The organism is uncultured Aquincola sp., assembly GCF_964001545.1.
Lineage (GTDB): Bacteria > Pseudomonadota > Gammaproteobacteria > Burkholderiales > Burkholderiaceae_C > Aquincola.
Window position 1 is genome coordinate 1 of sequence record NZ_CAXFDV010000020.1, and the last position, 7,098, is coordinate 7,098.

The 7,098-nt window shown below is 69.7% G+C and carries 8 protein-coding genes; 6 read left to right on the forward strand and 2 right to left on the reverse strand.

Annotation, left to right across the window (positions count from 1 at the left end):
- Positions 1 to 97: 97 nt before the first annotated feature.
- Positions 98 to 712, reverse strand: a complete 615-nt coding sequence (locus ABNT58_RS00740) for a hypothetical protein (RefSeq protein WP_348751601.1) — start codon at positions 710 to 712, stop codon at positions 98 to 100.
- A 134-nt stretch (positions 713 to 846) separates the two neighbouring features.
- Complete coding sequence (locus tag ABNT58_RS00745) at positions 847 to 1,404, reverse strand: HNH endonuclease (protein WP_348751602.1); 558 nt, start codon at positions 1,402 to 1,404, stop codon at positions 847 to 849.
- Between the two features lie 95 nt (positions 1,405 to 1,499).
- Here ABNT58_RS00745 and ABNT58_RS00750 point away from each other — a divergent pair, with 95 nt between their 5' ends.
- The 6 genes from ABNT58_RS00750 to ABNT58_RS00775 form a co-directional block, all read left to right on the forward strand.
- Positions 1,500 to 2,885 carry a serine protease gene (locus ABNT58_RS00750; RefSeq protein WP_348751603.1) on the forward strand — a complete coding sequence of 462 codons (1,386 nt, stop codon included), beginning with the start codon at positions 1,500 to 1,502 and terminating at the stop codon, positions 2,883 to 2,885.
- Positions 2,855 to 3,865 carry an FHA domain-containing protein gene (locus ABNT58_RS00755; RefSeq protein ID WP_348751604.1) on the forward strand — a complete coding sequence of 337 codons (1,011 nt, stop codon included), beginning with the start codon at positions 2,855 to 2,857 and terminating at the stop codon, positions 3,863 to 3,865. The genes ABNT58_RS00750 and ABNT58_RS00755 overlap by 31 nt, the downstream gene beginning before the upstream one ends.
- A 139-nt stretch (positions 3,866 to 4,004) precedes the next feature.
- Positions 4,005 to 4,664, forward strand: a complete 660-nt coding sequence (locus ABNT58_RS00760; RefSeq protein WP_348751605.1) for a TetR/AcrR family transcriptional regulator — start codon at positions 4,005 to 4,007, stop codon at positions 4,662 to 4,664.
- A gap of 81 nt (positions 4,665 to 4,745) precedes the next feature.
- A complete protein-coding gene (locus ABNT58_RS00765) occupies positions 4,746 to 6,536 on the forward strand; it encodes an acyl-CoA dehydrogenase C-terminal domain-containing protein (RefSeq protein WP_348751606.1) in 1,791 nt (596 codons plus the stop codon).
- An 11-nt stretch (positions 6,537 to 6,547) separates the two neighbouring features.
- Complete coding sequence (locus ABNT58_RS00770; RefSeq protein WP_348751607.1) at positions 6,548 to 6,979, forward strand: DUF2147 domain-containing protein; 432 nt, start codon at positions 6,548 to 6,550, stop codon at positions 6,977 to 6,979.
- 2 nt (positions 6,980 to 6,981) lie between these two features.
- Positions 6,982 to 7,098 (forward strand): 3-hydroxyacyl-CoA dehydrogenase NAD-binding domain-containing protein (locus tag ABNT58_RS00775; RefSeq protein ID WP_348751608.1); only part of this gene is annotated, 117 nt, incomplete at its 3' end.

Sequence of the window (7,098 nt, forward strand, 5' to 3'; positions counted from 1 at the left end):
CGGCGCCGGCCAGGCCGGCGGCCAGCAAGGCCAGCGTGTGCAGGAGTGAGGTCATGCCACCGAGGTTAACTGCCCGGTGGCCACCTCCGCATCGAGGTCAGCTGCGCAGCGGCGCGGTGGGCGAGTACACCGGGGCGACGCTGGGCGTGGTGGCCGGTGCCTGCGAGCTGGGCGGCTGGGGCGAATACACCGGTGCCGGCACATTGGTGCGCGGCACGGTGCCGGCCGGCGCGCGGGTGACACGGGTCTTGCCGCCGCTGGTCACCAGGATCACCGGATCGCCGGCCTGCCAGTTCTCGTTGCCCTTGGCCTGCACCACGGCGCGGCGCTCGCCGCTGGGCAGCTGCACCAGGATCTCGTAGGCGTCTTCCTTGGTGGCGGTGCGTTCCACCGCATTGCCCACCACGGCGCCGGCCACCGCGCCCAGCACGCCGATGATGGCCGACTCGGTGCCGTGGCTGCGGCTGGCGCCCAGCGCACCGCCGACCAGGGCGCCGGTGACGCCGCCGCCACCGCTCTGGCTGCCGTCCACCGTCACCGGCCGCACCGAGAGCACGGTGGCGTCCTGCACGCTGGACAGGCGCTGTGCATCGCCGCGCTGGACCATGTCGGGGCTGGTGGTGGAACAGGCGGCCAGCGTGGCGGCGATGCAGGCCGCCAGCAGCAGGCGGGCGGGCCCGGCCGGGCGGCGGGGGGCGGTGTTGCGGTTCATTCGAAGGCTCCGGAAGCGTCCTGTCACAACGTGTGGTGGGGTGCAGGAGTTGACCCGCGACCTTAGGCGCCGTTCGTGTCGGCCGCGTAACGTTTTGTTGGTGGCAGCCCCCAAGGGCCGGCAGGCGGGTGAGCCTAAGTGTGCAGCCGGCTGGAGCGCGGCACGCTGGCCATCAGGAACTCCATCTGGTCGGCCAGGATGCGGCGGCCGCGCAGGATCATGTCCTCGTGCAGGTTGGGCACGTAGGGCAGGTACATCAGCGTCATGCGGGCTTCTTCGGGCAGGCGGTTGCCCTTGCGGCCGTTGCAGGCCTTGCAGGCGGTGATGCAGTTCATCCAGCTGTCGGCGCCGCCGCGCGAGGTGGGCACGATGTGTTCGCGCGTCAGGTCGTCGATGTGGAAATGGCCGCCGCAGTAGGCGCACACCTGCCGGTCGCGCACGAACAGCTTCTGGTTGGACAAGGCCGGCGTCTGCCGCCAGGCGCGGCTGGGCACGGCGCCGCGCACGGCGATGATGGAATGCACGGTGATCACCGACTGCCGGCCGGTGGTGCGCTGGATGCCGCCACGCAGCACCTGCATCGGGTCGCCAAGCGTCCAGGCCACGCCGTCGCTGGCGTAGATCACGGCGGCGTCACGCGCGGTGATCCAGGCTTGCGGGCGTCCTGACACGTCGAGCTGCAACACGTCCATGGGTGCGAACCTTCCGAGGCACAGGATAGCGCGTCAACATGACACGACTCAACAAGGTGTTGAACTTCCCCACCCGGCTGCCGCCAGAATGGGGCATGCATCTCATCCAACGCGCCGCCCCGGCCGCGGCGTTGACGGTGCTGGCCCTGGCGGCCAGCGCCCAGCCGGGGCCCGCCGCCGCACCGCCTGCCAGCGCGCCGGTGCTTCCTTCTTCCATCGCGGCACCCGCGGTGCCCACCCCATCGGCCGGCGGCCAGCGGGTGTACGACAGCGCCCGTCAGCGGCTGGTGCAGGTGCGCACGCTGCTGCGCCAGCAGGACAGCCAGTCGTCGGTGGGCTCGGGCTTCCTGGTCAGCGAGCAGGGCCACTTCATCACCAACTACCACGTGGTCAGCACCATGGCGCTGCAGCCGCAGCGCTACCGGCTGGTGTACAGCACCGACGACGGCCAGCGCGGCGTGCTGCAGCTGCTGGCGGTGGACGTGGTCAACGACCTGGCGCTGCTGAAGGCGGCCGACCCGGCGCCGCTGGCCGCACGCGGGGTGATGGCCTTTCGCCCGGCCGAGCAGCCGCTGGGCCGCGGCGAGCGCATCTTCTCGCTGGGCAATCCGCTGGACGTGGGCTTCGCGGTGGTGGAAGGCGCCTACAACGGCCTGGTGGAGCGCAGCTTCGTGCCCACCATCTTCTTCGGCGGCTCGCTCAGCTCGGGCATGAGCGGCGGGCCGGCGGTGGACGACCGCGGGCGCGTGATCGGCATCAACGTGGCATCGCGCCGCGACGGCGAGCAGGTGAGCTTTCTGGTGCCGGCGGCGCCCGCCCAGGCGCTGTTCGAGGCCCACCGCGGCGATGCGCCCGTGACCCAGCCGATGCAGGGCGAGATCGCGCGCCAGCTGCTGGCGCACCAGCAGAAGCTCACCGATGCCTTCATCGCGCTGCCCTGGCGCGAGGCGGGCCATGCGCGCTACACCATCCCGGTGCCGCAGGAGAACTTCATGCGCTGCTGGGGCGGCAGCACGCCGCCGGGCAGCCGCGGGCTGGAGTTCGAGCGCTCCGACTGCGCGATGGACAGCCGCATCTACATCGACGGCAGCCTGCAGACCGGCCACTTCAGCGTGCGGCACGAGGCCTACGACGGCCGCTCGCTGGGCGCGCTGCGTTTTGCCGAGCGCTACAGCAGCAGCTTCCAGAACGAAGGTTTCGGGCAGAAGACGCGCCAGCTCACCGCGCCCGCCTGCCGAGAGGCGGAGGTTAGGCAGGCGCCCGACGCGCTGCCGTTGCGCGCGGTGACCTGCCTGCGCGCCTACCGCAAGCTGCCGGGCCTGTACGACATGAGCGTGCTGGTGGCCACGCTGGACGGCAGCACCACCGGCGCGCAGGGCCGCTTCAACGCCCACGGCGTGAGCTGGGACAACGCCCTGCGCCTGGCCGACCATTACCTGAAGGGATTTGCATGGCAGCCGAAACAGCCCGCCTCGCGCTGATCGAGGTGTTCGACCGTGACGGCCGGCTGCCGCGGCAGTTCGACGTCATGGCCTGGCCGGTGCGCATCGGCCGCGGACTGGACTGCCACCTGGTGCTGGACGACCCGCACATCGCCGGCCACCACGCCACGCTGGAGCCCGACGAGCAAGGCGAGCTGCAGCTGACCGCCGGCCCGTCCATCAACGGCCTGCGCGTGGGCCGCCGCACGATGAAGGCCGGCCAGCGGCTGCCGCTGGAGCAGGCCGCCGGGCATGACTGGCAGCTGGGCCTGACCCGCCTGCGGTTGCGCCTGCCGGGCGAAACCCTGGCCGACGAACTGCCGCTGGGCGGCACCGCCGAGCGTCGCCGATCGCTGGCCACCGCCGGCTATGCGCTGGCGTTGTGGGCGCTGCTGCTGGGTGAGCACTGGGTGCAGCTGGACCCCGGCAGCAAGCCGTCGGACTGGCTGACCGCGGTGTTCGGCCCGCCGCTGGCGCTGCTGGTGTGGTCGGGGCTGTGGGCGGTGGTGGCCAAGCTGTTCCGCCACCGCTTCGAGTTCCCGGCGCACTGGGCGCTGGCGGTGCGCTTTGCGCTGCTGCTCACGGTGCTGGGCAGCGTGCTGCCGCAGGTGGCGGCGGCGCTGGGCTCGCCGCTGGTGTTCAGCCCGATCGAGCCGTTGATGGGCATCGTCAGCGTGGTGTGGCTGGCGCGGCATGCGGCGCTGGTGTTCCCGCAGCGGCGCAAGACGCTGGCGGCCATGGCGGTGGGCATGCTGGCGGCCGCCGGTGCGGTGGGCATGACGCTGCGCCACCAGAACGAGGCGCCGCTGGTCGGCCCGCTGTACATGAGCGTGCTGCCCCAGCCCGGCTGGCGCCTGTCGCGGCCCGAGACGCCCGAGCGCTTTCTGGAGCAGGTGAACGGCCTGCACGGCCGGCTGGACGCCCGGGCGCGGTCGGACGCCGACAACGAAGGGGACGACGAAGCCGCCGCGGAGGAGTGAGCGGGCTGCGGGTAAACCCCCATGAGAGGGAGAGCGATCCCGGGCACCGAGAAAAATTTATCGCCCCGGGGGCCCACAAAACGGTGGATGGCTGCAGAATAGAACGATCGTTCGTTTTTTTCCGCCGCCAGGCCCACCCATGCAGTCCAACGCCGCCGCCGCCGTGCCGCCCGCCCACAAGGCGGGCCGCCAGCCCTTGCAGAAGGGGCAGCAAACCCGCGCCGCCATTCTCGATGCGGCGTTGAGCCTGGCATCCAGCGCCGGCCTGGAAGGCTTGTCCATCGGCGTGCTGGCCGAGCTGATGCAGATGAGCAAGTCGGGCGTGTTCGCCCACTTCGGCTCGCGCGAAGAGCTGCAGATCTCCGTCATCCGCGAGTACCACGCCCGCTTTGAGGAAGAGGTCTTCTATCCCGCCATCCGCGAGCCGCGCGGCCTGCCGCGGCTGCGGGCGCTGTTCGAGCGATGGGTGCGCCGCGTGTCGGTGGAAGTGGATTCGGGCTGCATCTACATCAGCGGTGCGGTCGAGTTCGACGACCGGCCCGGCCCCGTGCGCGACGCCCTGGCCGACATGGTGCGCGCCTGGCAAAGCGCACTCGACCGCGCCATCCGCCTGGCCATCGCCGAAGGCCATCTGCGTGCCGATACCGATGCGCTGCAGATGGTGTTCGAGGTACACGGCCTGATCCTGTCGTTGCACCACGACGCCCGTTTCCTGCGCATTCCCGGCGCCATCGACCGGGCGCGCAATGCCTTCGAGCGCATCGTGCAGTACTACGCCCAGCCCGGCGCCTTGCCCTGAATTCCGGCGGCGCGCCACGGGGCGCGTCGTTGTTGTCCCGTCTTTCGTTCAACCGTAGCCACCCGTCGAGGAGACCCGACCATGCCCCAATACACGCCCCCGCTGCGCGACATGCAATTCGTGCTGCATGAGCTGCTCGACGCCACCGGCACGCTGAAGGCGCTGCCCAAGCACGCCGAGGTGGATGCGGACACCATCAATGCCGTGCTGGAAGAGGCCGGCAAGTTCGCCGCCCAGGTGCTTCTGCCGCTGAACCAAGTGGGCGACCGCGAAGGTTGCGTGCTGGACAAGACCACCCACGAGGTGAAGGCGCCCACCGGCTTCAAGGAAGCTTACGCGGAGTACGTGGAAGGCGGCTGGGCCGCGCTGAGCTGCGACCCGGCCTACGGCGGCCAGGGCCTGCCGGTCACGCTCAACCAGTGCCTGTACGAGATGATGAACTCGGCCAACCAGGCCTGGACCATGTACCCCGGCCTGTCGCACGGCGCCTATGAGGCGCTGCATGCCCACGGCTCGCCCGAGCTGCAGCAGCGCTACCTGCCCAAGCTGACCAGCGGCGAATGGACCGGCACCATGTGCCTGACCGAGCCGCATTGCGGCACCGACCTGGGCCTGCTGCGCAGCAAGGCCGAGCCGCAGGCCGACGGCAGCTACAAGATCAGCGGCAACAAGATCTTCATCTCGGCCGGTGAACACGACCTGGCCGCCAACATCGTGCACCTGGTGCTGGCCCGCCTGCCCGACGCACCGGCCGGCAGCAAGGGCATCTCGCTGTTCGTGGTGCCCAAGTTCATCCCGAACGACGACGGCTCGCTGGGCGAGCGCAACCCCATCTTCTGCACCGGCCTGGAGCACAAGATGGGCATCCACGGCAATGCCACCGCGCAGATCACCATGGAAGGTGCGCGCGGCTGGATGGTGGGCCAGCCGCACAAGGGCCTGGCCGCGATGTTCGTGATGATGAACGCCGCCCGCCTGGGCGTGGGCAACCAGAGCCTGGGCCTGACCGAGATCGCCTACCAGAACGCCGTGGCCTACGCCAAGGACCGGCTGCAGATGCGTGCGCTGTCCGGCCCCAAGGCGCCCGATCAGCCGGCCGACCCCATCATCGTGCATCCCGACGTGCGCAAGATGCTGCTGACCGCCCGCGCTTATGCCGAGGGCGGCCGCGCGATGGCCATGTACACCTCGCTGCAGCTGGACGTGGAACTGGCCAGCGACGACGAGGCCGAGCGCCAGGCCGCCGCCGACGAGGTGGCGCTGCTGACGCCCATCATCAAGGCCTTCATCACCGACAACGCCTGGATCGCCACCTCGCACTGCATGCAGGTGTACGGCGGCCACGGCTTCATCGCCGAATGGGGCATGGAGCAGTATGTGCGCGACTCGCGGATCAACATGATCTACGAGGGCACCAACACCATCCAGTCGCTCGACCTGCTGGGCCGCAAGGTGTTGGCCGATGGCGGCAAGAAGCTCAAGGCTTTCGGCAGGAAGGTCGCCGCCTTCGTGGAAGAAGAAGGCGTGAACGAGGACATGCAGGAGTTCATCAACCCGCTGGCCGACCTGGGCGACAAGGTGACCAAGCTCACCACCGAGATCGGCATGAAGGCGATGCGCAACCCCGACGAGGTGGGCGCCGCCGCGGTGGACTACCTGCGCGTGACCGGCCACCTGGTGTTTGCGTACTTCTGGGCCCGCATGGCCAAGGTGGCGCTCGAGAAGAAGGACGCGGGCGACCCGTTCTACACCGCCAAGCTGCACACCGCGCGCTTTTACTTCGCCAAGCTGCTGCCCGAGACGGCAGGCTTGATCCGCAGCTGCCGCGCCGGCCTGGAGCCGCTGATGGCGATGGACGAAGCCCTGTTCTGAGGAGACCAACGATGAAGCGATTTGCCATTGCCGCGCTGCTGTGCGCGGCCGGCGCCGCCTGGGCCCAGTCCACGCCCGCCGGACTGTGGAAGACCATCGACGACGAGACCAAGCAGGAGAAGTCGCTGGTGCGCATCACCGAAGCCGGTGGCGTGTACAGCGGCAAGGTGGAAAAGGGCCTGCAGCCCGACGCCAAGGAAACCACCTGCAGCAAGTGCAGCGACGAGCGCAAGGACCAGCCCATCGTCGGCATGACCATCATCAAGGGCGTCAAGCCCAAGGCCGACGACAAGGACATCTTCGAAGGCGGCGAGATCCTCGACCCCACCAAGGGCGAGACCTACCGCCTGCGCCTGCGCATGCTCGATGGCGGCAAGAAGCTGGAAGTGCGCGGCTACCTCGGCCCGTTCTACCGCAACCAACAATGGATCCGAGTGGAGTGACCATGAACCGATTCAACGTACGCAAGGTCGCCGTCCTCGGCGCCGGGGTGATGGGCGCGCAGATCGCGGCCCACCTGGTCAACGTCAAGGTGCCGGTGGTGCTGTTCGACCTGCCGGCC